This is a genomic window from Blastococcus sp. TF02A-26, assembly GCF_003319125.1.
Taxonomy (GTDB): domain Bacteria; phylum Actinomycetota; class Actinomycetes; order Mycobacteriales; family Geodermatophilaceae; genus Trujillonella.
Map to the genome: position 1 here is coordinate 1 of NZ_QOHG01000009.1, position 26,895 is coordinate 26,895.

General features: G+C 75.1%; 28 protein-coding genes. 10 read left to right on the top strand and 18 right to left on the bottom strand.

Annotation, left to right across the window (positions count from 1 at the left end; all coding sequences use genetic code 11):
- On the top strand, positions 1–106 hold a 106-nt coding region (locus DQ240_RS11600; protein WP_147261914.1), incomplete at its 5' end, for an integrase core domain-containing protein.
- Positions 107–128: 22 nt separating this feature from the next.
- On the opposite strand, the gene DQ240_RS11605 is transcribed toward DQ240_RS11600, so the two are convergent.
- Positions 129–1,433 carry a YncE family protein gene (locus tag DQ240_RS11605; RefSeq protein WP_113839775.1) on the bottom strand — a complete coding sequence of 435 codons (1,305 nt, stop codon included), beginning with the start codon at positions 1,431–1,433 and terminating at the stop codon, positions 129–131.
- A gap of 242 nt (positions 1,434–1,675) precedes the next feature.
- On the opposite strand from DQ240_RS11605, the gene DQ240_RS11610 reads away from it, so the two are divergent.
- On the top strand, positions 1,676–1,984 hold the full coding sequence (locus DQ240_RS11610) for a hypothetical protein (RefSeq protein WP_233498654.1): 309 nt from the start codon (positions 1,676–1,678) through the stop codon (positions 1,982–1,984).
- Positions 1,981–2,745, top strand: coding sequence for a hypothetical protein (locus DQ240_RS11615; protein WP_113839777.1), 765 nt, complete (start codon positions 1,981–1,983; stop codon positions 2,743–2,745). The genes DQ240_RS11610 and DQ240_RS11615 overlap by 4 nt, the downstream gene beginning before the upstream one ends.
- A 46-nt stretch (positions 2,746–2,791) precedes the next feature.
- Here DQ240_RS11615 and DQ240_RS11620 read toward each other — a convergent pair whose 3' ends face one another.
- The 6 genes from DQ240_RS11620 to DQ240_RS11645 all read right to left on the bottom strand — a co-directional run bounded on the left by DQ240_RS11620 (position 2,792) and on the right by DQ240_RS11645 (position 9,686).
- Entirely contained in the window at positions 2,792–4,693 is a 1,902-nt protein-coding gene (locus DQ240_RS11620) for an NlpC/P60 family protein (RefSeq protein ID WP_233498655.1), read from the bottom strand.
- A gap of 194 nt (positions 4,694–4,887) precedes the next feature.
- Entirely contained in the window at positions 4,888–5,160 is a 273-nt protein-coding gene (locus tag DQ240_RS11625; protein ID WP_199589257.1) for a hypothetical protein, read from the bottom strand.
- Positions 5,161–5,171: 11 nt separating this feature from the next.
- On the bottom strand, positions 5,172–6,488 hold the full coding sequence (locus DQ240_RS11630; protein ID WP_113839779.1) for a citrate synthase: 1,317 nt from the start codon (positions 6,486–6,488) through the stop codon (positions 5,172–5,174).
- 65 nt (positions 6,489–6,553) lie between these two features.
- On the bottom strand, positions 6,554–7,900 hold the full coding sequence (locus DQ240_RS11635; RefSeq protein ID WP_158548651.1) for a glycosyltransferase family 2 protein: 1,347 nt from the start codon (positions 7,898–7,900) through the stop codon (positions 6,554–6,556).
- On the bottom strand, positions 7,897–9,018 hold the full coding sequence (locus tag DQ240_RS11640) for a DegT/DnrJ/EryC1/StrS aminotransferase family protein (protein WP_304549943.1): 1,122 nt from the start codon (positions 9,016–9,018) through the stop codon (positions 7,897–7,899). The genes DQ240_RS11635 and DQ240_RS11640 overlap by 4 nt, the downstream gene beginning before the upstream one ends.
- On the bottom strand, positions 9,015–9,686 hold the full coding sequence (locus tag DQ240_RS11645; RefSeq protein WP_369832007.1) for an FdtA/QdtA family cupin domain-containing protein: 672 nt from the start codon (positions 9,684–9,686) through the stop codon (positions 9,015–9,017). Before DQ240_RS11645 ends, DQ240_RS11640 begins: the two co-directional genes overlap by 4 nt.
- Between DQ240_RS11645 and DQ240_RS11650 the strand changes: the two genes are divergently transcribed.
- The gene (locus tag DQ240_RS11650; RefSeq protein ID WP_158548653.1) at positions 9,588–10,556 is read left to right on the top strand and encodes a GNAT family N-acetyltransferase; all 969 of its coding nucleotides are present in this window, start codon (positions 9,588–9,590) and stop codon (positions 10,554–10,556) included. The genes DQ240_RS11645 and DQ240_RS11650 overlap by 99 nt on opposite strands.
- On the opposite strand, the gene DQ240_RS11655 is transcribed toward DQ240_RS11650, so the two are convergent.
- The 3 genes from DQ240_RS11655 to DQ240_RS11665 form a co-directional block, all read right to left on the bottom strand.
- A complete protein-coding gene (locus DQ240_RS11655; RefSeq protein ID WP_113839783.1) occupies positions 10,531–11,226 on the bottom strand; it encodes an acetyltransferase in 696 nt (231 codons plus the stop codon). The two genes, DQ240_RS11650 and DQ240_RS11655, sit on opposite strands and share 26 nt — an antisense overlap.
- Before the next feature lie 21 nt (positions 11,227–11,247).
- The gene (locus DQ240_RS11660; protein ID WP_113839784.1) at positions 11,248–12,225 is read right to left on the bottom strand and encodes a hypothetical protein; all 978 of its coding nucleotides are present in this window, start codon (positions 12,223–12,225) and stop codon (positions 11,248–11,250) included.
- A gap of 71 nt (positions 12,226–12,296) precedes the next feature.
- A complete protein-coding gene (locus DQ240_RS11665; RefSeq protein WP_113839785.1) occupies positions 12,297–13,727 on the bottom strand; it encodes an aspartate ammonia-lyase in 1,431 nt (476 codons plus the stop codon).
- A 153-nt stretch (positions 13,728–13,880) separates the two neighbouring features.
- Here DQ240_RS11665 and DQ240_RS11670 point away from each other — a divergent pair, with 153 nt between their 5' ends.
- The 3 genes from DQ240_RS11670 (at position 13,881) to DQ240_RS11680 (ending at position 16,620) form a co-directional block, all read left to right on the top strand.
- On the top strand, positions 13,881–14,534 hold the full coding sequence (locus DQ240_RS11670) for a hypothetical protein (protein ID WP_113839786.1): 654 nt from the start codon (positions 13,881–13,883) through the stop codon (positions 14,532–14,534).
- Positions 14,535–14,716: 182 nt separating this feature from the next.
- Positions 14,717–15,868, top strand: a complete 1,152-nt coding sequence (locus DQ240_RS23610; protein WP_199589259.1) for a hypothetical protein — start codon at positions 14,717–14,719, stop codon at positions 15,866–15,868.
- A gap of 98 nt (positions 15,869–15,966) precedes the next feature.
- On the top strand, positions 15,967–16,620 hold the full coding sequence (locus DQ240_RS11680) for a DUF1707 domain-containing protein (protein ID WP_113839944.1): 654 nt from the start codon (positions 15,967–15,969) through the stop codon (positions 16,618–16,620).
- A 13-nt stretch (positions 16,621–16,633) separates the two neighbouring features.
- On the opposite strand, the gene glpX is transcribed toward DQ240_RS11680, so the two are convergent.
- The gene (glpX, locus tag DQ240_RS11685) at positions 16,634–17,695 is read right to left on the bottom strand and encodes a class II fructose-bisphosphatase (protein ID WP_113839787.1); all 1,062 of its coding nucleotides are present in this window, start codon (positions 17,693–17,695) and stop codon (positions 16,634–16,636) included.
- A gap of 118 nt (positions 17,696–17,813) precedes the next feature.
- Between glpX and DQ240_RS11690 the strand changes: the two genes are divergently transcribed.
- Both DQ240_RS11690 and DQ240_RS11695 read left to right on the top strand, forming a co-directional pair.
- Positions 17,814–18,431, top strand: coding sequence for a DUF4245 domain-containing protein (locus DQ240_RS11690; protein ID WP_113839788.1), 618 nt, complete (start codon positions 17,814–17,816; stop codon positions 18,429–18,431).
- A 216-nt stretch (positions 18,432–18,647) separates the two neighbouring features.
- On the top strand, positions 18,648–18,866 hold the full coding sequence (locus DQ240_RS11695) for a hypothetical protein (RefSeq protein ID WP_113839789.1): 219 nt from the start codon (positions 18,648–18,650) through the stop codon (positions 18,864–18,866).
- Here the strand turns inward: DQ240_RS11695 and DQ240_RS11700 are convergent, their stop codons facing one another.
- From DQ240_RS11700 to DQ240_RS11710, 3 genes are read right to left on the bottom strand one after another with little or no spacing between them, the layout of a single operon-like run.
- Positions 18,867–19,085, bottom strand: a complete 219-nt coding sequence (locus DQ240_RS11700) for an exodeoxyribonuclease VII small subunit (RefSeq protein ID WP_113839790.1) — start codon at positions 19,083–19,085, stop codon at positions 18,867–18,869.
- Positions 19,082–20,302, bottom strand: a complete 1,221-nt coding sequence (gene xseA, locus DQ240_RS11705; RefSeq protein WP_113839791.1) for an exodeoxyribonuclease VII large subunit — start codon at positions 20,300–20,302, stop codon at positions 19,082–19,084. Before xseA ends, DQ240_RS11700 begins: the two co-directional genes overlap by 4 nt.
- 35 nt (positions 20,303–20,337) lie before the next feature.
- The gene (locus DQ240_RS11710) at positions 20,338–21,468 is read right to left on the bottom strand and encodes a hypothetical protein (protein ID WP_147261982.1); all 1,131 of its coding nucleotides are present in this window, start codon (positions 21,466–21,468) and stop codon (positions 20,338–20,340) included.
- A 166-nt stretch (positions 21,469–21,634) separates the two neighbouring features.
- On the opposite strand from DQ240_RS11710, the gene DQ240_RS11715 reads away from it, so the two are divergent.
- Positions 21,635–22,591 carry a 4-hydroxy-3-methylbut-2-enyl diphosphate reductase gene (locus tag DQ240_RS11715; protein ID WP_113839793.1) on the top strand — a complete coding sequence of 319 codons (957 nt, stop codon included), beginning with the start codon at positions 21,635–21,637 and terminating at the stop codon, positions 22,589–22,591.
- Between the two features lie 30 nt (positions 22,592–22,621).
- Here the strand turns inward: DQ240_RS11715 and DQ240_RS11720 are convergent, their stop codons facing one another.
- The 4 genes from DQ240_RS11720 to DQ240_RS11735 form a co-directional block, all read right to left on the bottom strand.
- Positions 22,622–23,452 (bottom strand): DUF6542 domain-containing protein, encoded by an 831-nt coding sequence (locus tag DQ240_RS11720; RefSeq protein WP_113839794.1) that lies wholly within the window; start codon positions 23,450–23,452, stop codon positions 22,622–22,624.
- 217 nt (positions 23,453–23,669) lie between these two features.
- Positions 23,670–24,746: a DNA recombination protein RmuC gene (locus tag DQ240_RS11725; RefSeq protein WP_113839795.1), complete on the bottom strand. Its 1,077-nt coding sequence runs from the start codon at positions 24,744–24,746 to the stop codon at positions 23,670–23,672.
- A 128-nt stretch (positions 24,747–24,874) separates the two neighbouring features.
- A complete protein-coding gene (locus DQ240_RS11730) occupies positions 24,875–25,399 on the bottom strand; it encodes a methylated-DNA--[protein]-cysteine S-methyltransferase (protein ID WP_113839796.1) in 525 nt (174 codons plus the stop codon).
- Entirely contained in the window at positions 25,396–26,880 is a 1,485-nt protein-coding gene (locus DQ240_RS11735; protein ID WP_304549951.1) for an AlkA N-terminal domain-containing protein, read from the bottom strand. The genes DQ240_RS11730 and DQ240_RS11735 overlap by 4 nt, the downstream gene beginning before the upstream one ends.
- Between the last annotated feature and the right edge of the window lie 15 nt (positions 26,881–26,895).

The window sequence follows — 26,895 nt, forward strand, 5'->3', positions numbered from 1 at the left end:
CGACCAGCGCACGGCCGCCCTGGACGCCTGGCTGGAGCACTACAACACTGCCCGCAGCCACTCCGCCCTCAAAGGTCAGCCGCCGATCAGCCGCCTCGCCGCGTGAACAACCTGTCCGGTCACGACAACTAGCCGACCGGGCCGGCCCAGCGGGTCAGCGTCGCGGGGTCGACGACGCCGGGGCGCACCCGCTGCGGGTGGTCGCCGACCGGCACCGTCGCCACGACCTCGGCGGTGTCGTAGTCGATGACCACCACGCGGTCGTCCCCGCTGACCGAGACCCAGCACTCCTCGCCGTCGGGGCCGTTGGTCGTCCAGTACGGCTTCGCGCCCACGTCGACGATCGTGTGCTCGAGGGTGTCGCGGTCGACCAGCGCGGCGTAGTCCGACATCGTCCCGGCGGCGCACAGCGTGCTGCCGGTGGGGTCGATCGCCAGCCCGTGGTGCGCGGAGTCCAGCGTGTACAGCTCCCGGGGCAGCCCGTCGGTGCGGTCCGGCAGCGGGACGACGCGGCGGACGGCGCCCACGGTCGGCTCGCCCGGGTAGGTGACCTCGGGATCGGTGGCCTGGGTGTCGAACTCGACGAGGCCGTGGAAGAACGACACCTGCAGGTAGACGAAGCGCTCGTCCGGCGCCAGCGCCATCGGACGGACCGCCGAGGCCATGCCGGGGTACCCGGCCTCCGCCAGCTCCGCGCCCATGTCCCACCGGGACTCGATCGACATGTCCTCGGTGCGCACCACCTGGAACACCTGCTCGCCCTTGAGGGTGTCGTAGGCGGTGCCGAACTCGGGCCGGTCGACCGGCGTGTAGACCCGCCCGATGCTGGCGTGGAACACCCGTCCGCCGTCGGCGGTGTAGGTGTTCTCGTGCGGGGTGTCCCCGCTGGGGAAGGTGCGCAGCTCCGTGCCGGTGCGGATGTCGAGCTCGTGCACCACGTTCGCCGTCGAGTCGCTGACCAGCAGCCGCTCGCCGTCGGGGGACAGTCCCATGTGGTCGGCGCGGTAGCCCTCCATCGGGAACCGCCAGACGATGTCGCCGGTGGCCAGGTCCATCCCGACGACGTCGGCGAAGCTCGGCCGGCTGACCGCCAGCAGGCTGCCGTCGGGTGTCGTGTACGCGTCGTCGGTGAACTGGTCATGGCCCTCGCCGATGCCGGCCCGGATCGCCAGGTAGAAGGCCAGCCGGTCGGGGCGGGAGAGGACCTCGGCCATCCGCTGCGCGCGGTCGGGGATCACGTCGATCCGGGCCAGCGGCTGGTGGTCGGTGGCGTCGACGACGGTCACCGTCCCGTCCCGGTTGTCCCCGACGAGCATCACGTCGCGCAGCGCTCCGTCGTCCTGACCGGTCGGTCGTGTCTCGCCGGAGGCGGCGGTGGTGCCCGCGGTGAGGACCAGGGCGGTGGCGAGAGCGGTGACGGTGCTGCGGCGCATCGGCTCGTCCCCTCGGGGCAACGGGAGCAGGGTGGTGCTGCTGGGCTGGACAACGGCCCAGCAGCGAGCAGGTCACGGCTGACCACCGGGTTGCCGGGAATTCCCTGCGCACAGGGTCCGTCCACGTCCTGGACTGCCGATATCTCCGGTGTGACCGCCTCCCCGCTCCGCCGCCAGGCGCCGGGGACGTCCCCGGGGAGCCCGACCTGAGCGCCCTCGCCGCGGGGGAGCCGACCCCCGACGTGCTCGTGCCGTACTGGCTGGCCGCACCCGCGCGTGCCGCGCTGGCCACCGCGGTCCGGCACGGGCTGAACGCCGGTGAGGTGCACCCGGTCGCCGCGATCCACCTCGCCGACGTCCTCACCGAGCTGCACGTGGCCATGGCCCGCGACGCCGTCTGGCCGGATCCGGCCGCCCGGGTGCGCCGGGTCACCGGGTGGGACGACGACGTGCTCCCGGTCCGCCTCTCCGCCGTCGAGCTGGAGAGCGTGCTCGCCCTCCCCGCCCTCCCCGAGGTGCTGCGGGCGGCGCTGGCGCGGGTGCCGCGGTGACCGATCCCCGCTTCGGGCGGTCCTCCGCCGGGTTGCTGCACCGGTTGCGGCCGGTGCCGGTGGACCCCGAGGACCTGCGCGAGGTGGCGGCCGAGGTGCTGCCCGAGCTCGCGACCGCGCGACTGCGCGTGGTGCTCGCCGACGACCGCGTCGACGGGCCGGTCGTGGTGCTGCGGGAGGACGAGCGCACGCTGCGCACCTCGGTGCGCGACCTGGCCGAGGACATGACCGCGGCCGGGGTCGCTCCCGTCCCCGACTCCCTCGCCGCGGCGCTGTCGTCGTGGGTGGCGCACCGCCCCGTGCCCGATGCCGCAGCGGCCGCCGCCGGGACCGCGGTGCTGGACTGGACCGACCGGCGGCGGGCCGCGGTGGGCTGGCGCGTCGTCGTCCGGCGCGACGACGTCGCCCTGCCCTGGACGCCGTCGCCGTCGGCCGGGCCCGAGGACGTCGCCCGGGTCCGCACGCGCGCCGTCGGTCGTTCGGCCGAGGTGCGGACCGAGCTGCGGGTCCAGGGCCCGGTCGCACTGTGGTCGCACCCCGTGGTGCCGCTGCTGGCGTCCGCGCCGTTCACCGCTCCGGAGCTGGTGCTGGACCGGGTGGCCGCGGCCGGGCTGCCGATGCCCGACATGCACGTCGTCGTGACGCCCGGCCGGCCGGTGGCCGGTGCCGGCGCGGGGGTGGCCGCCCGGCTGGCCGAGTCGACCGGCGAGCCGTGCGTCCGCCTTCCCTGGCGGAGCCTGCCCACCCTGCCCTGGATCTAGCGGAGTCGCTGGAGCGCGGGAAACGCACTCCGGCGACTCCGATGCCTCACACGTCGAGCAGGTGGCCGAACTCCCAGTGCCACGCCTCGGGCTTCTCGCCGCCCGGCTGCGCCCAGTCCGGCTGCACGAAGCCGAACCGGCCGGCATTGGCGACCATCCACTGCCACTCGGCGCTGCCGCCGCGGTTGATGCCACCGCAGAGGTCGACCGCCAGGGCCCAGCCGTGGTTCGACGTGCCGGGGAAGGCCGCCAGCCGGGGCTTGGCGCGGTACGCCGCCACCTGACCGGCGTAGGACCGGTAGGAGTCGGTGATGCACAGCGGCCGGCCGAAGTCCTGGGCGAAGGCGGCGGCGAGCGCGTTGTAGCCGGCGGCGGCGTCGCAGCGCAGGGCGTGCGACCCACCGATCGAGCACAGCGCCTCGGCCGGGATGCGGCCGTTGCCGTAGCCACCCCACATCGGGCTCACCGGGCCGACCGGTGCCGGCGGGGTGCCGCAGGCGCCGTTGCCGGTCACGGCGGGCGGCAGCGGCGGGTTCGGCGTCTCCGGCGCGGGCAGGGTGACCCGCACCGTGCCGGTCGTGCCGGTCAAAGTCCGCACGCCGACCGACCATCCGGCGGCCGAGGACGCGAGGACCTGGCCCTCGCCGACGTACACGCCGACGTCCGCGCCGGCGTCGGTGAACACCAGGTCGCCGACCTGGAGCTGCGACGCCGGGACCGGGGTGCCGGTGGCCCACTGCTCGGCCGCCGCCGCGGGCAGGCCGACGCCGGCCTGCACGTAGGCCGCCGCGGTGAGCCCACCGCAGTCGTAGGCGTCCGGACCGGTGCCGCCGGCCTGGTACGGACGGCCCAGCTGGGAGAACGCGACGCTGACGGCGGTCACGGTCTCGGCCGACAGCACGGTGACCGGCCGGTTGCCGGCAACGGCCAGCGCCACGCCGGGGATCGGCGTGCCGGTGCCGTCGAGCGCGGGGGAGAAGCCGTCGGGGAGGGCGGCGGGATCGGCCAGCTCGGCGGCGGCCGGAGGCTGGACGCCGGCGACGGCGAGCGTGCCCAGGTAGTCCTGCCAGCGGTGCAGCGCCTGCTGGTTGCGCTCCTGCTGCTCGCCCGCGGCCGGGACGGCGGTCAGGCCGGCCAGCTGCGCGGTGGTCGCCGGCGACAGCTCGGCGACCTGCTCGCGGACGGCGGCCAGCAGCTCCTCGGCCTCGGCCTCCGCGGCGTCGACGGCGACCTGGGCGGTCAGCGTGGCCGAGGCGGCCGCGGTCACGGCCTGCTCGGCGCGGGCGGCGCGGACGACGGCGACGTCCCGGGCCTCGTCGGCCCGCTCGGCGATGCCCTGGAGCCACAGCACGTCGGTCACGGCGTCGGCGTCGTGCACGTCCAGGCCGAACACCGGGGAGCGCTGGGCGGCCGTCATCCGGTACAGGTCGGCGGAGCCGTCGCCGACGGTGGCCCGCGCCGTGGTGGCGGCCGCGCGGGCCTGCTCCTCGGCGGCCCGGGCACGCGTGAGCGCGTCGCGCCGGCCGACCAGGTCCTGCTGCAGCCGGCGGTAGCTCGCGGCGTCCTCGGCCAGGGCCTGCTGGGTGGACGCGGCCAGCCCCAGCGGGTCGGTGGCGGCGGCGGTGGCCGGGACGGGCGGGGTGGGGGAGAGGGCCCCGGCGATGGCGGGCAGCACGACCCCCAGCGCGACGACGACCGCGCGGTGCTTCCAGCGCCGGGCGTCCTGGGCGGCGAGGTACTGCCGCCACGCCGGCGGGCGGGCGGGACGGCGGGTGCGGCTCCGCGCGCCGGTGCGCGACGACGGCCGGCGGGTGGACGAGCGGCGCCCGGCGGAGGCCGTGCGCTTCGCGGCCGGCTTCCGGGCGGCAGTGCTGCGGCCGGGGGCGTCCCCGGCGGCGGCCCGGGCCGCCAGCAGGGCGCGGACGGCGGCCGCCTCCTGGGCGGTCATCGGCGCGCGCGTGGCGGTGCTGCGGCTCGCGGCGGGCCGGGCGGTACGGGCAGCCCTGGGGGCGGGCGTGCGTGGTGCGGGCACTGCGGGTCCCCCGGGGGTCTCGTCCTACGCGGCCGGCGCGCTGCGGTGCAGCGGCCTCGCCGTCGTATCGACGGGACACGGGGGTGCCCGGAGGGGCAGGGGGGAGCCCCTCACCCCTCCGGGTGAGGGTGGTTTCGGGATGTCGCCCGATCGGTGGAACGCGCGGACTCCGGTGTCCACCGCGGCGGCGACGGCGCCCACCAGGCGCCGTGCTGCTCCACCAGCGGGACGCGGTGCTCCACGCCGTCCTCGGTGCGGACGACGAGGGCCACCTCGGCGATCCGGCGGGAGGCGTCGGCGGCGCCGCCGCCGGGGAGGAGTAGTCCCGTCGCCAGCGGCAGCGGCGGCAGGACGATGGACTCCTCCCCGGACGGCTCGGACACGCGCGGACCCGTCAGCGGTCCCCGAGCTCGACGTACGCGCGCTCGGTGGGACCGGTATAGAGCTGGCGGGGGCGGCCGATCTTGGTGGACGGGTCGGCGATCATCTCGCGCCACTGGGCGATCCAGCCGGGGAGCCGGCCGAGCGCGAAGAGCACGGTGAACATGCGCGTGGGGAAGCCCATCGCCCGGTAGATCAGCCCGGTGTAGAAGTCGACGTTGGGATAGAGCTTGCGCTGCACGAAGTAGTCGTCCGACAGCGCGATCTCCTCGAGCTGACGCGCCAGGTCGAGCAGCTGGCTGTTGCCCCCCAGCTTGTCCAGCACGCTGTCCGCGGTCTGCTTCACGATGGCCGCGCGCGGGTCGTAGTTCTTGTAGACGCGGTGGCCGAAGCCCATGAGCTTGACGCCGGGCTCCTTGTTCTTGACCCGGTTCACGAAGGTCTTGATGTCGCCGCCGTCGCGCTGGATCGACTCGAGCATCTCCAGCACCGACTGGTTCGCGCCACCGTGCAGCGGACCGAACAGGGCGTTGATCCCGGCGGACACCGAGGCGAACAGGTTGGCGTGCGAGGAGCCGACGAGCCGCACGGTCGACGTCGAGCAGTTCTGCTCGTGGTCGGCGTGCAGCACGAACAGCATGTCGAGCGCCGCGGCGAGCTCCGGGTCGACCTCGTAGGGCTCGGCCGGGAAGCCGAACGTCATGCGGAGGAAGTTCTCGACCAGTCCGAGGGAGTTGTCCGGGTAGAGGAACGGCTGTCCGACGGACTTCTTGTAGGCGTAGGCGGCGATCGTCGGCAGCTTGGCCAGCAGCCGCAGGGTGGAGATCTCCACCTGGCGCTCGTCGAAGGGGTCGAGCGAGTCCTGGTAGAAGGTCGACAGGGCGCTGACCGCCGAGGAGAGCACCGGCATCGGGTGGGCGTCGAGCGGGAAGCCCTTGAAGAACTGCTTGAGGTCCTCGTGCAGCAGCGTGTGCCGCCGGATGCTCGAGTCGAAGGCCGCCAGCTGGTCGGCCGTGGGCAGCTCGCCGTAGATCAGCAGGTAGCTGACCTCCAGGAAGCTGGCCTTGCCGGCGAGCTGGTCGATCGGGTAGCCGCGGTAGCGCAGGATGCCGGCGTCACCGTCGATGTAGGTGATCGCCGACGTGCACGCCGCCGTGTTGACGAAGCCGATGTCGAGGGCGACGCGGCCGGTCGTGGCCAGCAGCTTGCTCGTGTCGAAGCCGTCGGCGCCCTCGGTGGAGGGGACGACGGGCAGGGGCAGTTCTCCACCGGGGTAGCGCAGGGCGACGTCAGGCGTGGCTACGTCACCGGCGCTCGTTGTCTCGCTCATCGGAGGGGACGCTACTACCGGCGGGGGTGCGTGGCCCTCTGCGCCGCTGCCCCGGCCCGGGGAGCTCAGGCGATCGGCTCCGCGGGAGCGTGGAGGGGGAGCTCGACGGCCCAGACCGCGTCGGCCCGCCCGGCGTGCCAGGTCGCCCCGCGAGCGGCCACCGCCAGCCAGGAGTCGCGCAGGAGCCCGGTCGGTTCGTCCGTGGGCACCAGCTCCACGTCGACGTCGGGTCCCCCGGCCAGGGCGGCCTCGACCAGCGGGGCGGTCGTGGTGAGGTGGTCCGGCGCGACGGCGAGCAGGAAGCGCTCGGCCGCGCCGGCCGAGCGCACGTCGCGGAATGCCTGCACGAGGGCGTCGACCTCGTGCCGGTCCGGGGAGGGGGCGGTGAGTGCGCCGAGGGCGACCGCCTGGGGGCGACCCCACACGTCGAGCTCCCGGGCGAACCGGTCCAGCAGCGGGGACGTGTGCGCCCGTTCGACCAGGGGCCGGGCGTCCCCGTCCGGATCGGCGCCCATGAGCTCGACGAGTCGCGCCGTGGCGAGGAAGGTCGCCTCCAGCGCGGCTGCGGCGGCGTGGCCACCGCCCAGCTCCGCCGAGCGCGTGGCGGTCATCAGCAGGGACTTGAGGTAGGCCCGCCGCTGGCGCTCCGTGTCGGCGAGGAAGCCGTTGCGCACTCCCCAGTCGATGAGTCGGGGCCAGTCGCGCAGGCCCCGCTCGATGAGCGCCGGGTTCTGCGAGCTCTGGTCGCCGTGCACGCGGAACCGGCTGAGGGTTCGCGGGGTGTAGAAGGCCGGCCCCCGGGCGAGCAGCCGCAGCCACAGCGCCAGGTCGCCGAGGACCGCCAGGCGCCGTCCGTCAACCTGCCAGAGCTCGGCCACGTCCACGTCCTCGCGGCGGAAGAGCACCGTGGTGAGCTCGCCGACCACGTTGCTGCAGTGCTCGAGCATGGTGTCGCCGAGCTGGCGGCCGTCCAGCGGCCCGGTGCGCTCGGTCAGCGGGGCCAGCTCGCCGCCGGGCACCGGGCGCCCGTCCTCGCCGATGACCACGCGGCGGGAGAAGGCCATGGTGGCTCCCGGGGTGGCCTGCATGCCGCGGACCAGGTCGCGAACGCAGTCGGTCGCCAGGACGTCGTCGTGCAGGAGGAACTTCACGTACTCGCCGCGCGCCAGTTCCAGCAGCCGGATCGGATTGGCGAAACCGCCCACGTTGGTCTCGTGCCGGACGACGCGGACCCGGTCGTCGGTGGCGGCGACCGAGGCGAGCACGGCGGCGGTGCCGTCGGTCGAGGCGTCGTCGCCGACGATCACCTCGATCTCCCGGTAGGACTGGCTCAGCGCCGACCGGAGCGCGGCCTTGAGGAAGCGCTCGCCGTTGTAGGTCGGCACGAGGATGCTGACGAGCGGGTTGCTCACGGTCGGAAGCTCCTGACTGCGTCGATCACGAGGTCCTGCTGGTCGTCGCGGAGGTGCGGGCCCATCGGCAGGCTGAGCACCTCGCACGCAAGCCTGTCGGCGGCGGGGAGGTGGGCGTCGGCGGCGGCGGTGCCGGCGAACGCGGGCTGGCGGTGCGGCGGCACGGGGTAGTGGACGAGGGTCTCCACCCCGTGCGCGGCCAGGTGCGCGCGGAGGGCGTCGCGGTGCGGGGTGCGGACGACGTAGAGGTGCCACACCGCCGTCGCCCAGTCGGCGACCACCGGCAGCACCAGGCCCGAGTCGGCGAGCGCCTCGCCGTACCGCAGCGCCGAGGCGTGGCGGCGGGCGTTGTGCCGATCGAGGTGGGCCAGCTTCACCGACAGCAGGGCCGCCTGCAGCTCGTCCAGCCTGCTGTTCCAGCCGATCTCGGCGTGCACGTACTTCTCGGTCGAGCCGTAGTTGCGCAGCGAGCGGACCCGCTGGGCCACCTGCGGGTCGGAGGTGGTAACCGCGCCGCCGTCGCCCAGGGCGCCGAGGTTCTTCCCGGGGTAGAAGCTCCAGGCGGTCGCGGCGGTCAGGCCGCCGACCGGACGTCCCCGGTAGGTCGCACCGTGGGCCTGGGCGGCGTCGTCGAGGACGGCCAGGTCGTGCCGGGCGGCGAGGCCGAGCAGCGGGTCGAGGTCCACCGGGTGGCCGTAGAGGTGCACCGGCACCAGCGCCCGTGTCCGGGGGCCGATCGCTGCGGCCACGGCGTCGGGCTCCCAGACGCCGGTCTCCACCGAGACGTCGACGGGCACGGGGGTGGCGCCGGCGTGCACGACGGCCAGCCAGGTCGCGACGAAGGTGTGCGAGGGGACCAGCACCTCGTCCCCGGGACCGACGCCGAGCGCCTGCAGGCCCAGCGTGAGCGCGTCCAGGCCGCTGGCGACCCCGACGCCGTGCGGGGCCCCGACGACGCGGGCCCACCGCTGCTCGAAGCGCTCGAGCTCGGGCCCGAGGAGCACGCGCTCGCTGTCGAGCACCCCCAGGGCGGCCTCGGCCAGCTGGTCCCGCAGCTCGACGTGGAGCGACCGCAGGTCCATGAACGGCACGCGGACCCTGGCGGGAGGCCGCGTCACGGAGCCGTCCCGGCGGCCTCGGCCTCCCGCCGGGCCCGGAGGAACCCGTCGTAGTCGCGGTGGTAGTCCTCCTCCGTGTAGGGCAGCGACGCCAGCACGAGGCACACGCTGCCCGTGGAGAAGTTGCCCAGCTCCCGCCAGGTGAGCCGCGGCACGAGCAGGCCGTAGTAGGAGCGGTTGAGGTGGAAGCGCGCCACCTCCGTCCCGTCGTCGACGACGACGTCGAAGCTGCCGGCGGCGGCGATGATCAGCTGCTGCAGGTCCTGGTGCGCGTGCCCGCCGCGGGACTCCCCGCCCGGGACGTCGTACAGGTAGTAGACGCGGGCGATGTCGAACGGGATCTGCGACCCGCCCTCGATGGAGGTGAGGTTCCCCCGAGGGTCGGTCACGCGGGGGAGGTCGACGATCCGGCACCCGGCGCCGTTCCCCGACGGCGGTGGGTTCCAGTCGGTCACCCTGCGGCCGGGGAGGAGTGAGCGACGGTCGTCGCGGACACCGGTTGGGTCGGTCACCCTCCTCTCATCGGCAGGGGAGAGGATCAGCGATACGGATCGGGGACGGGAGCGCCGGTGGCGGAGCAGTTGCTGGGCGGGGGGTTGCTGTTCTGCGACGCCCGGTTCCACGACCTGAACGGCGTGCCGTCCGGCGCACGCCGGTGGTACGACCACCGCGGCCGCGAGGGGACGCTGGTCGGCGTGCTGTCGGGCGTGGTCACCGACGGCGTCCTGCTGTCCGGGCACAGTGCTCCCTTCGGCGGGCCGGACCTGGTGCGGGAGGACCCGACCGTCGACGACGTCGTGGGGCTCGTCAGGGAGGGGCTCGCCCGGGCCCGTGCCGACGGTCTCCGGGAGGTGCGGATCCGCTGCCGGCCGCCGGAGTACTCGGCCGCCGAGCCGCTGGTCGAGTACGCGCTGCTGCAGGCCGGGTTCGCCGTCGAGCACTGCGACCTCAACCAGGTGGTGGACCTGCGCGGGCTCGGACCGGACACCGACCCGCTGTCGCTGCTGAGCCGAAAGCGGGCGCGGGACGTGCGCGCCGACCTCGCGTTGCCCTACGAGCTGACCGAGGCCGTCCACGACGAGGAGATCGCCGTCGCCCAGGGGATCCTGGCGGCCAACCGGGCGGCCCACGGCCGCCCGCCGGGCCTGCCGGCCGGGTACCTGGCGCGGGCACGCGAGGCGTTCCCCGGCCGGGTGCACGTGTGGGTGCTCCGCCACGACGGGCGCCCGGTGGCGGCCGCCGTCGTGTACCGCGTGCTGTCCGACGTCGACCTGCTGGTGGCCTGGGGCGACGACGCCGCGCACGGACTCCAGCGCTCGCCCATGAACCTGCTGGCGCACCGGCTGGTCGAGACGTCGCTGCGCACCGGCGCGCGGCTGCTGGACATGGGGCCCTCGAGCGAGAAGGACGGCAGTCCCAACCTCGGGCTGGCCCACTTCAAGCGCAGCGTCGGTGCCCGGCCGGGCACGCGGAAGGTCCTCGTCACCTCCCTCGTCCGGCCCGGCGCCGATGTCAGCGGAGCTCCGCCGGGACCGTGAACGAGTCGAACGGGTCGCCGCCGGTGGCCTTGGCGGGGCTGCCGACGTAGACCCCGCGCGGGGGCAGGTCCTTGACGACGACGGCGCCGGCTCCGACGACGCTGTCGGCGCCGATGGTGATGTTGTCGCCCACTGTGGCGTTCACGCCCATGAACGCCGACGAACCGATCCGGCAGAAGCCCGACACCACGACGTGGGACGAGACGAAGACGTGGTCCTCGATGACGGTCCGGTGGCCGATGTGGTTGCCGCTCCAGAGCACCACGTTCTCCCCGACCGACACGTGGTGCTGCAGCACGTTGTTCTCGAACACGAACGAGTTCTCGCCGATGGTGACGTTGCGCCAGACGAACGCGTGCGGGCTCACGAAGGAGGCGCAGGTGTACCCGTGCGACTTCACCTGGCGGAAGAGCCGGGCGCGCAGTCGGTTCAGCCACGTGGACGACAGCGCGACGAAGGTCTCCACCTGCGACGGGGGGTGGGTCTGCGTCAGGTCCTCGAGGGCGACGTACGGCAGTCCGCCCAGCCCCTCGGCCTCGGCCGGCAGGAAGGCCCGCTCGGCGGCGAAGGCCACCACCTCGCGGTCGGAGTCGACCGTGAAGTACTCGTAGGCGATGTCGGCGGTCTCACCGGCGCCCACGATGACGATGGGTTTGGCACTGGCGGTCACTGCGGCCTCCGCGGTCGTGGGTCAGGGGACGAGCGGCAGGGGCCGGCGGAGCGCGGCGACACCGAAGCCGTCCCGCCCGTAGCCGTTGCCGTTGTAGAACAGGAACGTCCCGGCGCCCGTGGTCACGACCGCCGGGTAGGCGACCATCTCGGAGTCCCAGCCCGCGTCGGCGACGTCGAGGCCGAGCAGGCCGTCGTGCCGGCGCCAGGACCGCCCGTCGGCGGAGTCAGCGAAGGTGAGCCGGTAGGTCGTCGCCTCGGTCCCGGCGCCGAAGAACATCCGCCAGCCCGCCTCGTGCCGGACCACGTACGGCCGCCCGACCCGGTGCTCGTCGGGTGACCCCAGGGGGACGGCGACCTCGCCGGCGTCGGGGAAGTCGAGTCCGTCGGGCGAGTCCATCTGCCGGATGTCGTACACCGGCAGGAGCTTGGTCCGCCCCTCGCGGAACTCGTGACCGGCGCCGTACCAGCAGCGCCAGCCGCCGTCCTCAGCGCGCACGAGGGAGTGCACGACGCGGAAGAGCCGCTCGCCGGGACTGGTCCGCAGCAGCGGCCGGTCCCGGAGGCGGGTGAAGGTGCCCGGGTCGGCGACGGGCGCGCTCGCCAGCCCGGAGAAGACGCGGAACCGCTCGCCCGGACCGGCGGGGGGCTGGTAACCCGCGTAGTACAGCCGCACGTCGGACCGGTCGGTGCCGACCACGGCGCAGGGGACCACCCCGGCGGCGTCGAAGGTGCCGGGAGCGCCGGGGGTCAGTGCCGCGGTGCGGGCCTCGGCGATCACGCGGGTCGGGTCCTCGAGGTCGAGGTCGACCCACCAGACCGAACTCGCGCCATCGGCGTCCCGGCAGCCGGTGAAGACCCGGATGCGGTCGCCGAGCAGGAGGGGCGTCGGCTGCAACGCGCCGGTCAGGCCGCTGCCTTCGGGGGCGCTCCACACCAGCCCCAGCCGGTCCCAGAGCATCGGCTCCACGGGAGCGGCCTCCGCGCGACCGGTCAGCACCGCAGCAACCTACACCGGCCGGTCCGGCCGTCCCGCTCCGCGACGGGCGCGGACCGGGACGGCACCGGGCATCAGGGGTGGGTCATCGAGAGGACGTCGAGGGCGTCGTCGAGCTGCTGCTCGGTGAGCTTCCCCTGCTCGACGTAGCCACGCTCGACGACCACCTGGCGGATCGTCTTCTGCTCCTTGAGCGACTGCTTGGCGACGATCGCCGCCTCCTCGTAGCCGATGTACTTGTTCAGCGGCGTGACGATCGAGGGGGAGGACTCGGCGTACTCCCGGCAGCGCTCCACGTTGGCCGTGATGCCGTCGACGCAGCGGTCGGCCAGCACCCGGCTGACGTTGGCCAGCAGGCGGATCGACTCGAGCACGTTGCGGGCCATGAGCGGCAGCGTCACGTTGAGCTCGAAGACGCCGGTCGTCCCGGCGAAGGTGACCGCGGCGTCGTTGCCGATCACCTGGGCGGCGACCTGGATGGTCGCCTCCGGGATCACCGGGTTCACCTTGCCCGGCATGATCGAGCTGCCCGGCTGCAGGTCGGGCAGGTTGATCTCGGCGAGGCCGGTCCGCGGGCCGGAGCCCATCCAGCGCAGGTCGTTGGCGATCTTCACCAGGCCGACGGCGATGGTCTTCAGCTGACCGGACGCCTCGACCAGGCTGTCGCGCGAGCTCTGCGCCTCGAAGTGGTCACGCGCCTCGGTCAGCGGCAGGTCCAGCTCGCCGGCGAGCAACTCGATGATCTTCGCGGCGAAGCCGGGCGGGGTGTTGATGCCGGTACCGACGGCGGTGCCGCCCAGCGGCAGCTCGCCGATGCGGGGGAGCGAGGCGTGCAGTCGCTCGACGCCGTAGCGGACGGCGGCGGCGTAGCCACCGAACTCCTGGCCGAGCGTGACCGGCGTGGCGTCCATGAGGTGCGTGCGGCCGCTCTTCACGACCTGTGCGAACTCGTCGGCCTTGCGCGACAGCGACAGCTCCAGGTGCTGCAGCGCCGGGATCAGGTCGCGGACGATCGCGCTCGTGGCCGCGACGTGGATGGCCGAGGGGAACACGTCGTTGGACGACTGCGAGGCGTTGACGTGGTCGTTGGGGTGCACCGGCCGGCCGAGCGACTCGGTGGCCAGGGTGGCGATGACCTCGTTGGTGTTCATGTTGCTCGACGTCCCCGAGCCGGTCTGGAAGACGTCGATGGGGAAGTGCTCGTCGAACTCGCCCTGGGCGACGCGGGTGGCTGCCTCGCGGACCGCGCCGGCGACGTCGCCGTCGAGCACGCCCAGGTCGGCGTTGACGCTCGCGGCGGCGCCCTTGATGGCGGCCAGCGCGCCGATGAGGGCGCGCTCGATCGGGGTGCCCGAGATGGGGAAGTTCTCGACGGCGCGCTGGGTCTGGGCACGCCACTTCGCCCATGCCGGGACGCGGACCTCGCCCATCGAGTCGTGCTCGACGCGGTACTCCGCGGCGGCGTTCGAACCGTCCTGTCCAGAGGCGGTGTCGGCAGGGGGCATGGCTGCGCTCCGTGTGGGGTGGAAGGGGTGGGTGCTCCGGGAGCGACCCTAGATGCCGGGGCTGCTCGCTCCGGGGGAGGCGTACCCGCGCCGTGCCCCACGGTGCGCCCGAGGGCCGTACGGTTCGCCGACCGTCGAGGCCGAGGAGCCCCCATGACCGACAGCTACGGCACCGCCGCACAGGCCGCTCCCGGCTACGGGGCGCCCGCGTATCCGCCGCCCGGTGCGGGGTACGGACCCGGGTACGGCGCGGGCCAGGTCCCCGGCTACGACGTCACCTACGGCGCGATCGGCCACGGGGCGCCGCAGCCGTCGCCCCGCCCCGTCCCCGCGGCTCCGGCGTCGGCGTTCCCGGCCGGCCCCTACCGTCCGGTGCTGGTGGCGACGGCGGCTGCGGCGGTCCTCGTCGTGGGGGCCGGGGTGGCCGCAGCCGTGGCCGGCGCGATCATCGCGACCCAGGCCGACGACGTGGGCCGGGAGATCGGCGCGGAGCTGGGGCGCGCGCAGAACCAGCAGATGGACCAGATGATGGACGACTTCATGTCCATGGACCCGTACGCCTCGAGCGGGGGCGGCGTCTACGGGCCGCTCGGACCGGTGGAGCAGTCGCCGCCGGTGGCGCCCGGCGACCTCGGCCCGGACCCGGTGCTGAACGGCTACGCGGAGGAGTGCTTCGCCGGGGACCTGCAGGCCTGCGACGACCTCTTCTTCGAGTCGCCGCCGATGTCGGACTACGAGGAGTACGCCTCCACCTGCGGCGGCCGGGTCAAGATCTACACCGTTCCGTACTGCACCGAGCTGGAGTGACCCCGGCGCCCCCGGCCGGGCGCCAGTGGCCTCCAAGTCCCGCGCAAGCGGGAGCGGCCAGGCTGCTGCACGGGACCTCCCCGTGACCTCGTCGTGCTGGTCGTGGGGGAGGGTGCCGAATAGCATCCCCACGCCACGTCCCTGACGTGCGCCGTTCCCGCGACGCTCGAGGAGTCCGCACCATGTCTCAGCCTCCGTATCCGCCTCCGGGTGGCTCCGACCCGTCGGAGCAGCCTGGCTCGCAGGGCTGGGGGCAGCAGCCGGGCCAGCCGGGGCAGCAGCCCGACGAGGCCACGCAGCAGTTCGGTGAGCCGGCGCCGCCGACGGCGCAGTTCCCGGCCGGTCAGTACGGCCAGCCCGGTGAGCGCGACCAGACCGCGCAGTTCGGCCAGCCCCAGTACGGGCAGCCGCAGTACGGCCAGCCCCAGCCCGAGTACGGCCAGCCGCAGTACGGGCAGCCGCAGTACGGCCAGCCCCAGCCCGAGTACGGGCAGCCGCAGTACGGGCAGCCCCAGTACGGCCAGCCCCAGTACGGGCAGCCCGAGTACGGCCAGCCGCAGTACGGCGGCCCGGGTGGTCCCGGCGGCCCGGTGCCGCCTCCCGGTGGCTACGGCGGCGGGCCCGGCGGCGGGTCCTCCGGTGGCGGCAGCGGCAAGCTGATCGCGATCATCGCCGCGATCGTCGTCGTCCTCGCCGGCGCCGGCGTGGGCCTGTTCTTCCTGCTCAAGGACGACGACGGCGGCAGCGACACGGCCTCCCCGACCACCACCGCGTCGACGAGCTCGTCGTCCTCGTCCAGCTCGTCGTCCTCGTCGAGCTCGTCGTCCTCGGTCGACTGCGAGGAGCCCTCGGGCAGCGGTTCCGCCGGGGTCCCCGACCCCGACAGCCCGTGCGACATCACGGAGGAGGACGAGGACGGCGACCTGCTGCCGCTCGCCATCGACTGCGCGGACGAGGACTGGGTGGCCTGCGACGACCTGTGGCTGCAGTCGCCGGTCGGCTCGGAGTGGGAGGAGTACGGCTCCACGTGCGGCGGTCGCAACGAGGAGCTCTACGGCGGGTGCGAGGACGAGTACGCCGGCGGCGGTGCCGGCGGTGGCGGTGGCGGGGGCGGTGGCGAGATCCCGGCTGCGACCATCCCGCCGACCGGTCTCGGTGACGACCCCGCGCTGAACGCCCAGGCCCAGGCCTGCTTCGACGGGAACATGCAGACCTGCGACGACCTGTTCTTCGCGGCGCCGATCGACTCGCCGTACCAGGACTACGCCGACAGCTGCGCGGGCCGTCAGCCCGTGGGCACCGGTGAGCTCTGCCGGGTCACCTTCCCGAGCTGAGGTCCGCCTCGGCACCCGCTGATCCGTACACCGGCCCGGCACCTCGACGAGGTGCCGGGCCGGTGTCGTCGCGGGGGGCGGGCCTCTACGGTCGGTACGTGACCGACGACGCCGACCGGACGCCGGCCGTCCGCGCCTCCGACGCCGACCGCGAGGCCGTGGTGGCCCGGCTGCAGACCGCGCTCACCGAGGGCCGCATCGACGTCGACGAGTTCGGCGAGCGCGTCGCCGCCGCGTACGCCGCGGTGACCACCGCCGACCTCGCGGGGCCGGTGGCCGACCTGCCGGGGCCGGCTCCCGCCGCGGCGCCCGCCGCGGCGCCCGCCCCCGTGGTGGGCGGTCGCGCGCCGGAGCGGGTCACGTCGTTCTTCGGCGACGTGGTGGTGCAGGGCGGGACCGCCCTGCCGCAGGCGATCGCCACCGTGTTCGGCGACATCCGGCTGGACCTGCGCGGCCTGCGCACCTCCGCCGACCGCGTCGAGCTCGGCCTGGGCGCCGTCTTCGGCGACGTCGAGGTGGTGGTGGACGAGGGCGTGGAGGCCGAGCTGCAGGGCTGGACCGTCTTCGGCGACAAGCGGACCGAGCTGGCCCCGGTGCCGCGCGCACCGGGCACGCCCCTGGTCGTCGTCCGTGCCCGGACGCTCTTCGGCGACCTGCGGCTGCGCAGTCTCGCGCCGGGCGAGCCCACCAGCCGGTGGCGGGCCCGCCTCGAGCGGTGGCACCGCGGCCACCTCCCGCCACCCCCGCGGTGAGGACCCGGTCGGGCTACTCGGTGTCGTGCCGGTCGAAGGGCACCGCGGAGTAGGCCCGCAGCTTCTCCAGCGAGTGCAGGCTGTCGATCAGCCGGATCGTCCCCGAGCGCGAGCGCATGACCAGCGACTGCGTGGTGCAGCCCCCGGCGCGGTACTGCACCCCGCGCAGCAGCTCGCCGTCGGTCACGCCGGTGGCGACGAAGAAGACGTCGCCGGCGACCAGGTCGTCGATGGAGAGGACGCGGTCGAGGTCGTGACCGGCGTCGATCGCCTTCTGCCGCTCCTCGTCGTCCTTGGGCCACAGCCGGCCCTGCAGCGCACCGCCCATGCACTTGAGCGCGCAGGCCGCGATGATCCCCTCGGGCGTGCCGCCGATGCCGACCAGCATGTCGACGCCGGTGCCCTCGCGGGCGGCGGCGATCGCGCCGGCCACGTCGCCGTCGCTGATGAACTTGATGCGCGCGCCGGCCTCCCGGACCTCGTGCACCAGCTGCTCGTGCCGCGGGCGGTCGAGGATGCAGACGGTCACGTCGGCGACGGTGCTGTGCTTGGCCTTGGCCACCCGGCGGATGTTCTCCGCGACGGGGGCGGTGATGTCGACGACGTCGGCGGCGGCCGGGCCGACGGCGATCTTCTCCATGTAGAAGACCGCCGACGGGTCGTACATCGCGCCGCGGTCGGCGACGGCCATGACCGAGATCGCGTTGGGCATGCCCTTGGCCATGAGCGTGGTGCCGTCGACCGGGTCGACCGCCACGTCCGTCTCCGGGCCGTAGCCGTCGCCGACCTGCTCGCCGTTGTAGAGCATGGGCGCCTCGTCCTTCTCGCCCTCGCCGATCACCACGACGCCGCGCATGCTCACCGTGCCGATGAGCGCCCGCATCGCGTCGACGGCCGCGCCGTCCCCACCGTTCTTGTCCCCCCGGCCGACCCAGCGCCCGGCGGCCATCGCCCCGGCCTCGGTGACCCGGACCAGCTCGAGAGCCAGGTTGCGGTCCGGCGCGGGGCGGTCGGCGAGGAAGGTGCTCGCGCGGCCGGTCGGGTTCGGCTGTCCGTCGGGGAGCGGCAGTGACACAGGACCTCCATGGATGAGACCCCTCCCGGGGTCCCTCCCTGGCTCGGAGGGGTCCTCGGATGCGCGGTCGCGGGACGACGGCGGCAGAGCGGGGGAGCTGTGCTGCGATCCTAGGGGAATGACCGGAGCGGGCCCCTCGGACCAGCAGCAGCAGACCGTCCCCGCGGAGGAGCTGCCGGCACCGACGTCGGCGGTCGAGCGGGCCAACCGGATGAGCGCGCAGAACATGCTCCGCTCCCTCGCCCCACTGGTGGTGATCTGCGTGGCGTTCGTCGGGTGGCTGGCCTTCCTCCGGCAGGACGACCGGGACCCGGTGCGGCCGATCGACCCCGCGCCGAGCATCGGGCGGGCGGCGGAGTACGCCGCGTACCCGCTGGAGGCGCCCGAGGACCTGCCGGAGGGCTTCCGCGCGACCGACACCGACGTGACCGCGAGCCCGGAGACCCCGGGCAGCCCGGTGACGCTGGGGATCGACTACGTGACCCCGGCCGACGAGTACGCCGTCTACGTCACCAGTGACGACCCGGACGCCCCCGAGGTGGACGACGTCCTCGACGGCGCCGAGAACCAGGGGACGGTCGACGTCGACGGCGACGAGTGGACGCGGGCGACCACGACGCGGGACGAGACGGTGCTCTTCCGGGAGCTCGACGGGGTGACCCAGCTGGTCACCGGATCGGCCGGCGAGGACGACCTGCGCACCCTCGCCGCCGCGGCCCGGCCGGTCGCCGGCTGACCGCGGATGTGGCGCACGTCACGACTTGGTGACGCTGCGGTGCGCCGCGCCGTGTGACGGGTGGGGCTGGCGGGACCCTCGGCGCCCCGGTCCCCGGGATCAAGCTCCGGCGGGCCACCCCTGCGATCCCTCGAGGAGTTCGGCGTGAACGGATACGGCGTGTGCCGCGGCGGCGACCACCGTGCGCCCCAGAGCGGAGGATCGTGCCCTTGCGGCATGGTCACGCGCATCCCCGCCCGACGGCCGGCGCCGCCGGCCACCCCGCTCGGCGCGGACGTGCTGGCACTGCTGGAGCGCTGCCTGCGCGACGGCCCCGGCGTCCTGGACCCGGAGGCCTCGGGGCTGCTGCGCGAGCGGGCCGCCCAGCTGCTCGCCGCCCTCGACGTCGCCGGTGCGCTGCCGCACCCGGGCGACCACGAGCAGGCGGCCGCCTGACTACTGCTGGTCGGTCGGGGCCGCGGCGGCCAGCCGCTCGCGGGCCCGGTCCAGCCAGTGCTGGCAGAGCTCGGCGAGCTGCTCGCCGCGCTCCCACAGGGCGAGGGACTCCTCGAGGGTGAGCCCCCCGGCCTCGAGCCGGCGGACCACGTCGGCGAGCTCCTCGCGGGCCTGCTCGTAGGTCGTGGTCGGCTGTTCGTCCTCGGTGGGGGTGCTCACGGCTGCCCATCCTCCCTGGCGACCCGCACCGGCAGCCGGCCACCGGCCACCCGCACGGTCAGCCGCTCGTCGTCCCCGACCGCCGCCGGGTCGCGCACCAGTGCACCGTCGGCCCGCTGGACCACGGCGTACCCCCGCTCCAGCGTCGCGGCGGGGGAGAGGGCGGCGACACGGGCCCGGGCGTGCTCGAGGTCGCGCTCGGCGCTCTCCACGCGGTGGGTGAGCGTGCGCAGCGCCCGGCCGCGCAGCGCTGCGACGTCGTCGGCCCGGCCGTGCAGCATGCGTTCCGGCGCGGCCAGCACCGGGCGGCTGCGCACGCCCTCCAGCCAGCGCTCCTGCTGCTCCAGCCGGCCGGTGAGCACGGCGCGCGCGCGGGCGCGCAGCGCCTGCACGAGGCGGCTCTGCTCGCCGATCTCGGGCACCACCCGGTGCGCGGCGTCGGTGGGCGTGGCGGCGCGGACGTCGGCGACGTGGTCGACCAGCGTCGTGTCGGTCTCGTGCCCGACGGCGGTGACGACCGGGGTGCGGCAGCCGGCGATCGCCCGGACCAGTCCCTCGTCGGAGAACGGCAGCAGGTCCTCCACCGAGCCGCCGCCGCGGGCGATCACGATGACCTCGACCTCCGGGTCGCGGTCCAGCCGCTGCAGGGCCTCGATCACCGAGCCGGCGGCCATGGGGCCCTGCACGAGGGTGTGGGAGACGGCGAAGCGGACGGCGGGCCAGCGGCGGCGGGCGGTGACCAGCACGTCCCGCTCGGCCGCGCTGTCCTTGCCGGTGACCAGGCCGACCACCGCCGGGGCGAAGGGCAGCGGGCGCTTGCGGGCGGAGTCGAACAACCCCTCGGCGGTCAGCAGCCGGCGGATGCGCTCGATGCGCGCCAGCAGCTCGCCCAGCCCGACGGCCCGGATCTCGGTGGCGCGCAGGGAGAACGAGCCGCGGGCGATGTAGTAGTCGGGCCGGGCCCGGACGATCACCCGGGCCCCCTCCGCGAGCTCGAGGCCCGGCCGGTCGGCCACGTCGCGGGCGCAGGTCACCGGCATCGACAGGTCGGCGGCCGGGTCGCGCAGCGTGAGGAAGACCGTGCCGGCGCCCCGGCGGGAGAGCTGGGCGACCTGACCCTCCACCCACACCTCGCCGAGCCGGCCGATCCACTCGGCGACCTTGCGGGCCACCGTGCGGACCGGCCACGGCGCCTCGGGGGAGGACGGGCTGGTCATGCCCCCGAGACTGCCATGAGCCTCCGACGGTGCCGTTACATGCCGCGAGGCGCCAGCGGGCTGGCCTCGACGGCCTGCCGCTCGAGCTTCTCCAGGCGGTTGCGCAGCATGCTGACGAACGGCTGGCGGTTGCGGCCCGACTCCTCGTACGCCAGCAGGTCGGCGACGGTGGAGAGCTGGTAACCGCGGAGCCGACCCCGGAGCTGGGCGACGGTCCAGCCGTCGTACCCGGCGACGGGGGCGTCCCCGGAGGGTGCCTCGGCGGTGTCGGTCGCGGTGTCGGTCGCGGTGTCGGTCGCGCCACCGGTGGCCGCCGCGACGGGCGTGCCACCCTCGTCCACGGCGGTCGCCTCGTCGGCGGCCGGCGTCTCGTCGGCGGTGCCCTCGGCGTCGGCCTCGGTGACCGGCGCCGGGCCGGCGTCGGCGGTCTCGGTGTCGGCGGGGGACTCCGGAGCAGCGATCGCCTCGTCGGTGACCGTGGCCTCGACCGTCTCGACCTCGCCCTCGGGCGTGAGGACGTCGACCTCGGTCACGTCCGGGACGCCGTCGACCTCGCCGACGGGGGAGCCACCCGGATCGGCCGGGACGCCGGGGGTGCCGTCGGTCTCCAGCAGCGCGGTCTCCAGGGCGTCCTCGGGCGTGAGGACCGCCTCGGCGTCCTCGACCGCGGCGGCCTCGTCGAGGGCCGCCACCTGGTCGGTGATGTCCTGCAGCGTCTCCACGACCTCGTCCGGGTCCGGCACGGCGGCCAGCCCGGAGATCTCGTCGTCGACGATGTCCTCGACCGCGGTGACGGCGTCGGTCTCGTCGAGCGCCGCGGCGGTGTCCTCGACCGCGAGGTCGTCCTCGTGGTCGGGCACGTCGGCGGCGGCGCGGTCGAAGGCGGAGGCGCGCGCGGACGGGGCGGGGGCCGGGGCGGCGTCCTCGTCGTCGTCGAACGTGGCGAGACCCGGCTCGTCCTCACCCCGCAGTCCGGTGAGCAGTTCGTCGCCGCGGGCGACCAGCCCGGCCCACTGCTGCTGGACCTTGAGGGCGGTCTGCATCGCCAGCCCGATCACCCGGACCGGGAGGCCCGGCAGGGTCTCGGGCAGCTTGCGTGCCTCGTCGAGCACGGTGGCGGCGAGTCCGACATACGCGCGGATGGGCTCGGGGATCTGACGCGACATGCCGACAAGGGTGCCGTAGCCGGGCGTGTCCGGCAGCCCCACCTCCCTGGATGCACCCGGCCGGGGCATGAGTTCCGTCACGGCGGGCTGTCCCCGACCTGCAGGGCACCTGTCCGGAGCCCGCGGAGGACGGGGGGTGAGTGTGTTCCTTCTCTACAGTGGGTGCATGGCTGATCAGCGCGGACGCGTCCTGCTCGCAGACCCCCGCGGCTACTGCGCCGGTGTCGACCGCGCGGTGGTGGCCGTCGAGCGGGCGTTGGAGATCCACGGCGCCCCGGTCTACGTCCGCAAGCAGATCGTCCACAACAAGCACGTCGTCGCCACGCTCGAGCGGCGGGGCGCGATCTTCGTCGACGAGACCGACGAGGTGCCCGAGGGCTCGGTCGTCGTCTTCAGCGCGCACGGGGTCTCCCCGACCGTGCACGAGGAGGCGGCCCAGCGTTCGCTGCGCACCATCGACGCCACCTGCCCGCTGGTGACCAAGGTGCACTCGGAGGCGAAGCGGTTCGCCAAGGACGACTTCGACATCCTGCTGATCGGCCACCGCGGGCACGAGGAGGTCGAGGGCACCTCCGGTGAGGCCCCCGCCCACATCCAGCTCGTCGACGGCGCCGACGACGTGGCGAACGTGCAGGTGCGCGACCCCGAGAAGGTCGTGTGGCTGTCGCAGACGACGCTCTCGGTCGACGAGACGCTGGCGACGGTCGACGCGCTGCGCGAGCGGTTCCCCACGCTGCAGTCCCCGCCCAGCGACGACATCTGCTACGCCACGCAGAACCGGCAGCAGGCGGTCAAGCAGATGGCGCCGGGCTGTGACCTGGTGATCGTCGTCGGGTCGACCAACTCGTCGAACTCCGTCCGGCTGGTCGAGGTGGCCCTCGAGGCCGGCGCCCGCTCCTCGTACCTGGTGGACTACGCCGCCGAGATCGACCCGGCCTGGCTCGAGGGCGTCGGCACGGTCGGGGTCACCAGCGGAGCCTCGGTGCCCGAGGTGCTCGTGGACGAGGTGCTGGACTGGTTGGCCGAGCGGGGCTACGCCGACGTCGAGACGGTCAAGGCCGCCGAGGAGCGGCTGGTCTTCGCGCTGCCGCACGAGCTGCGCCAGAAGCGCGCCGCGGAGTAGGGCGCCGGCCCCCGCAGGGCCCGACGCCGGTCAGCGGCGGGCGGCCCAGCGGACGAGGGCGAGCACCAGGGCGGTGCCGGTGGCCGCGGCCATCACGGTGAAGCCCTGACCGAGCGCGAGCTCGGCGGCGATCTCGGCGATCACCTTCCTCGGACCCGACTCGGGCCCGCGGTGCACGAACTTCAGGACCCCCACGACCGCGAGGTACACCAGCGGCGGGGCGATGACCAGCGTGGTCAGGTCGCGGCGGCGCACGAGCAGGGTGGCCGCGGCGGTGCCGACGACCAGCCCGACCAGGGTGATCAGGCCGAGGGTGTTGGCGCCCATCGTGTCGACGAACCCGGCGGCGAGCCCCACCACGAGGAGGCCGAGGACCGCGACGCTGCCGCGCAGCCGGCTGCCCCGCTCCGGGACGGCGGTCTGTGCCGCGCGGTGCGGACGGGCGGTGGCGCGCGGGGCGGAACCGGCGTCGGGGACGTCGTCGTGGTCGCGGCGCCCGCGGCGCGGGCCGGCGTCGGGCGCGAGGTCGGAGGAGGCGCGCGGGTAGCCGGGGGTGGCCCGGATGCGGTCGTCGTGCTGGCGGGCGGGGCCGACGCGGTCGGCGCGGTCGGGGGCGGGATTGGACGGGCGCTGCACCGGGCGGCCCTGGCCCGCGCCGCGGGAGGCGGCGGCCGGGGGGCGCTGCGCCGGGGAGCCGGCGCGGTTCTGCGAGGGCAGCGGCGGGAGGGGCGGCAGCGGCGGTCGGGCCGGGCGCTCACCCGGCGCCGAGCGGGCGTTGCGGGGCGCTCCGGGACCACCGGCGGACCGCGCGGAGCGAGCTCCGGCCTCCCGCCAGGTGTCGGCAGTGCTCGCCGAGGCCATGGCGCACCTCCCGTCCCGTTCGCGGGGAGCTCGTGGAGGAGCTCCCACCATCAGGGGAAACGGTAGCGAGCCGAGTCGCTCTTCGGGGGAAGGCGGAGCCGTTGCGCGCAGGCAACTTGTGCCCAAGCCGGGGCGCGTCGGTGACCACTCGTCGCAATGCGCGGGGCGGATGTGACCGCTGGTGGACGGCGAGCCCAGCGGGACGGACCGGTCACCTTCAGCCGGCGGTGCCGTCCCGGCTCTCGGGGAACGCGGCGTCCTCCTGCGGGACCGATGGCCGCAGGGCCCGGACGGTGGCCTCGATCGGCGGCGGCGTGGGCACCTCGGTCTCGGCCACCCCGAGCTCGTCGAAACGGCGGGCTGCGGTCAGCACCGACCGCTCGTAGGAACCGACCGTGTCGTTGTAGCGCGCCATCGCGGTGCCCAGCGCCGACCCGAGACGGGTGAGGTGGCCCGACAGGGTGGTCAGCCGGGCGTGCAGCCGGCGGCCCACCTCCAGCACCTGGTCGGCGTCGCGGGCCAGCCGCTCCTGCCGCCACGAGTAGGCCACGGTGCGCAGCAGGGCCAGCAGGGTGCTCGGCGTCGCCAGGACGACGTCGCGGCTGAAGCCGTACTCGAGCAGGCCCGGCTCCGCCTCGAGCGCGGTGGTGAGGAAGCCGTCGGAGGGGACGAAGAGCACCGTGAACGGGGCCGCCGGGCGGAACGCGGTCGGGTACCGGCGGGCGGAGAGGGCGTCGACGTGCGTACGCAGCTGCCGCGCGTGGGCGGCGACCCGCTCGGCCCGGACCGCGGCGTCCTCGGCCTGGACCGCCTCGATGTAGCCGGTGAACGGCACCTTGGCGTCGACCACCACCTGCCTGCCGTCGGCGAGGGTCACCACCAGGTCGGGGCGCACGCCGGCGCCGGAGTCGTTGGTGCCCGAGGGCTGCTCGACGAAGTCGCAGTGCTCGAGCAGTCCGGCGACCTCGACGACCCGGCGGAGCTGCACCTCGCCCCAGCGCCCCCGGACGTGCGGGGTGCGCAGCGCCGTGACCAGCGCGGCGGTCTCCTGCCGGAGGAGGGCCGAGGTCTGGCCCACCGTGCCCATCTGCTCGCGCAGCTCCCCGTGGGCGGTCGCCCGGTCGCGCTCGATGCCGGCGAGCAGGCGGTGCAGGTGGTCCAGGGACTCGTGCACCGGCTCCAACCCGGCGTCCTCCGGGCGGCGCCGCGCCAGCAGGGCGACGACCCCGAGGGTGACCGCGGTGGCCAGCAGCGCGCCCAGCAGCAGGCCGAGCAAGAGAGAGGCGGCGTCCACGTCCGGCAGGGTGCATCACCCCACCGACGAAACCGGGCGGCGACACCAGGGCATGGGTACCGATACCCACGTCCCGAGGGGTGCAGACGGGGGTATCGGTACCCATGCCTGGGGCGGACGGCGCGAGCTCAGGCAGGGACGGCGGCGTGGCGGGCCTCGTGGTCGAGCAGCCAGCGCTTCACGTCGGTGCCCCAGCGGAACCCGCCGAGTCCGCCGTCGGAGCCCAGCACCCGGTGGCAGGGCACGAACAGCGCCGCCGCGTTCCGGGCGCAGGCGTTCGCGGCGGCCCGGATCGCGGCCGGCCGGCCGCACCGCGCGGCGAAGGCGGCGTAGGTGTCGGGCCGGCCGGCGGGGACCGTGCGCAGCACCTCCCACGCCTCGGTGAGGAAGGGCCCGGAGTGCTGCCGGACCACCACGTCGTCGATCGCGCCCACCTCGCCGGCGTGGAACGCCTCGACGACGTCGAGGACCGCCAGGTGAGGGTCCGGCGCGACCGCGTCCGGGCGCAGCGAGCGGTGGACGACGGGGAGCAGCTCGCCGACCTCCTCGGTCCAGCCGCCGGCCAGCACGACGTCGGCGCCGTCCGCGTCCTCGGTGACGACGACGGTGAAAGCGCCGGGGGGAGTGGGGACGGTGGCGTAGCGGGCGGTCATGACGCGCTCCGATCGGGGGTGGCGGGCAGCGGGCGGGTGAAGAGGGAGGGCACGGCCAGGGCCCAGAGGTGCAGGACGGCGTAGGAGCGCCAGGGCCGCCAGCGGGTGGCGGCGTCGGCGTCGGAGCTGCCGAGCGCGGCGAGCGAGCGGCGCAGGGCGAGGTCGCCGGGCAGCCAGACGTCGGGATCGGCCAGTCCGCGGAGCCCGACCAGAGCCGCCGTCCACGGGCCGATCCCGGGGACAGCGAGCAGCGAGCGGGTCGCCTCCTGGCGGTCCGCGCCCGGGTCGAGGACGACCTCCCCGGCGGCCAGGGCGGCGGCGAGCGCACCCACCGTCCGCCGCCGGGCACCGGTCAGACCGACCGCGGTCAGGTCGGCGTCGGCCAGCACCTCGGCCCGGGGGAAGGCGTGCGTCAGCGTGCCCACCGGCTCGGGGAGGGGCGTCCCGTGCGGCACCAGCCGCGCGGTCAGGGTGCGGGCGCCGGCCACCGACACCTGCTGCCCGAGGACCGCGCGCACCGCGAGCTCGGCGGCGTCGGGGGAGGCCGGCACCCGCCGACCCGGGGCGGCCGCGACCAGGGCGGCCAGCGCCGGGTCCGCGCCGAGGACGTCGTCCACGGCGGAGGGGTCGGCGTCGAGGTCGAGCAGGCGCCGGCAGCGGGCCACGGCGGCGCCCAGGTCGCGCAGCTGCGCCAGCCGCAGGCGGGCGGTGACGGCGGCGTCGCCGGCGGGGGAGAGGTGCACCACCGCGGGGCCGTGCGGGAGGTCGAGCACCCGGGCGAACGTCGTCCCGTCCCACTCCTCCAGGCCGGGGACGGCGTGCGCGCCGAGGAACAGCAGCACCTCGGGGGCGTCGAACGGCGGGCGGGCGGCCAGTCGCACGGTCAGCTCGCCCGGGGCTCCGGCGTCGGCACCGGGACGGCGGCGGCGCAGGTCGGACGGGGTCGCGGCGAAGACCTCGCGGATCGTGTCGTTGAACTGCCGGATGCTGGCGAAGCCCGCGGCGAACGCGACGTCGGCGACGGGGAGCGCGGTGGTCTCCAGCAGCACCCGGGCGGTCTGCGCCCGCTGCGCCCGGGCCAGTGCGAGCGCGCCGACGCCGAGCTCGCCGACCAGGTGGCGGTGCAGCTGGCGCTCCGAGTAGCCCAGGCGGGCGGCCAGCCCCGGGACGCCGGTGCGCTCGACCTCGCCGTCGGCGATCAGCCGCATGGCCCGGGCGACGACGTCGGCGCGGGCGTCCCACTCCGGCGATCCCGGCACCGCGTCGGGGCGGCAGCGCTTGCAAGCGCGGTACCCGGCCGCCTGGGCGCCGGCGGCGGTGGCGAAGAACGAGACGTTCGCCGCCAGCGGGGTGCGGGCCGGGCAGGAGGGGCGGCAGTAGATCCGTGTCGTGCGGACCGCGGTGAAGAACCAGCCGTCGAAGCGGGCGTCCCGGCTGGCCACCGCGCGGTAGCAGCGCTCGTGGTCGAGGGAGGCGGTCACGGGGTCGAGCATGGC

Coding starts and splice junctions, on each gene's coding strand:
- DQ240_RS11665 (WP_113839785.1), bottom strand. CDS start 13,727: ATGCCCCCTGCCGACACCGCCTCTGGACAGGACGGTTCGAACGCCGCC.
- DQ240_RS11720 (WP_113839794.1), bottom strand. CDS start 23,452: ATGGCCTCGGCGAGCACTGCCGACACCTGGCGGGAGGCCGGAGCTCGC.
- xseA (WP_113839791.1), bottom strand. CDS start 20,302: ATGACCAGCCCGTCCTCCCCCGAGGCGCCGTGGCCGGTCCGCACGGTG.
- DQ240_RS11715 (WP_113839793.1), top strand. CDS start 21,635: ATGGCTGATCAGCGCGGACGCGTCCTGCTCGCAGACCCCCGCGGCTAC.
- DQ240_RS11670 (WP_113839786.1), top strand. CDS start 13,881: ATGACCGACAGCTACGGCACCGCCGCACAGGCCGCTCCCGGCTACGGG.
- DQ240_RS11605 (WP_113839775.1), bottom strand. CDS start 1,433: ATGCGCCGCAGCACCGTCACCGCTCTCGCCACCGCCCTGGTCCTCACC.
- DQ240_RS23610 (WP_199589259.1), top strand. CDS start 14,717: ATGTCTCAGCCTCCGTATCCGCCTCCGGGTGGCTCCGACCCGTCGGAG.
- DQ240_RS11730 (WP_113839796.1), bottom strand. CDS start 25,399: ATGACCGCCCGCTACGCCACCGTCCCCACTCCCCCCGGCGCTTTCACC.
- DQ240_RS11690 (WP_113839788.1), top strand. CDS start 17,814: ATGACCGGAGCGGGCCCCTCGGACCAGCAGCAGCAGACCGTCCCCGCG.
- DQ240_RS11620 (WP_233498655.1), bottom strand. CDS start 4,693: ATGACCGCCCAGGAGGCGGCCGCCGTCCGCGCCCTGCTGGCGGCCCGG.
- DQ240_RS11710 (WP_147261982.1), bottom strand. CDS start 21,468: ATGTCGCGTCAGATCCCCGAGCCCATCCGCGCGTATGTCGGACTCGCC.
- DQ240_RS11695 (WP_113839789.1), top strand. CDS start 18,648: ATGGTCACGCGCATCCCCGCCCGACGGCCGGCGCCGCCGGCCACCCCG.
- DQ240_RS11630 (WP_113839779.1), bottom strand. CDS start 6,488: ATGAGCGAGACAACGAGCGCCGGTGACGTAGCCACGCCTGACGTCGCC.